Raw genomic sequence first — 259 nt, 5'->3', positions numbered from 1 at the left:
CTTACTGGCCGCGTTGTTTGGGTATCGATAATGACATTGTTATCGAGTGCATCGGCAATAAATAAGCGCCGATTAGCGTCATCAAAACTCACGCTGGTGATTTGTTGAGGACGTGAGAAACTGCTGATCAACTCACCGCTATAAGCAGCCCAAATATGGACATCACCATCAAGTCCTGTCGATAAAACCTGTTGTTCAAAGCCTGATAGCTCAACATGATTAACGGCGGCGCTGTGTTGTTTAAACAATGACATTGTCA

At 44.4% G+C, this 259-nt stretch carries 1 pseudogene; it reads right to left on the bottom strand.

Annotation, left to right across the window (positions count from 1 at the left end):
* Positions 1–259: pseudogene (locus AAEZ00_RS21590) on the bottom strand (WD40 repeat domain-containing protein); the annotation flags it as partial.

This window comes from Shewanella sp. S1-49-MNA-CIBAN-0167 (assembly GCF_040310145.1).
Classification (GTDB): Bacteria; Pseudomonadota; Gammaproteobacteria; order Enterobacterales; family Shewanellaceae; genus Shewanella; species Shewanella psychromarinicola.
Note: the sequence above shows the minus strand (reverse complement) of the source record. Positions and strands in the feature narration are given on the sequence as shown.